Origin of the sequence: Enterobacter sp. 04-C-12-SI-ECC (assembly GCF_047530715.1) — a bacterium.
Classification (GTDB): Bacteria; Pseudomonadota; Gammaproteobacteria; order Enterobacterales; family Enterobacteriaceae; genus Enterobacter; species Enterobacter bugandensis.
This window is the reverse complement of record NZ_JBLKDI010000055.1, coordinates 1-621: the sequence shown is the minus strand read 5'-3', so window position 1 is coordinate 621 and position 621 is coordinate 1. Positions and strand designations below refer to the sequence as shown.

Sequence of the window (621 nt, the reverse complement as noted above, 5' to 3'; positions counted from 1 at the left end):
GGTGTGACTGCGTACCTTTTGTATAATGGGTCAGCGACTTATATTCTGTAGCAAGGTTAACCGTATAGGGGAGCCGCAGGGAAACCGAGTCTTAACTGGGCGTTAAGTTGCAGGGTATAGACCCGAAACCCGGTGATCTAGCCATGGGCAGGTTGAAGGTTGGGTAACACTAACTGGAGGACCGAACCGACTAATGTTGAAAAATTAGCGGATGACCTGTGGCTGGGGGTGAAAGGCCAATCAAACCGGGAGATAGCTGGTTCTCCCCGAAAGCTATTTAGGTAGCGCCTCGTGAACTCATCTTCGGGGGTAGAGCACTGTTTCGGCTAGGGGGCCATCCCGGCTTACCAACCCGATGCAAACTACGAATACCGAAGAATGTTATCACGGGAGACACACGGCGGGTGCTAACGTCCGTCGTGAAGAGGGAAACAACCCAGACCGCCAGCTAAGGTCCCAAAGTCATGGTTAAGTGGGAAACGATGTGGGAAGGCACAGACAGCCAGGATGTTGGCTTAGAAGCAGCCATCATTTAAAGAAAGCGTAATAGCTCACTGGTCGAGTCGGCCTGCGCGGAAGATGTAACGGGGCTAAACCATGCACCGAAGCTGCGGCAGCGAC

At 53.0% G+C, this 621-nt stretch carries 1 rRNA gene; it reads left to right on the top strand.

Features of this window, described 5'->3' with window-relative positions:
• Nucleotides 1-621 (top strand): 23S ribosomal RNA (locus ACMWL8_RS25115); the annotation flags it as partial.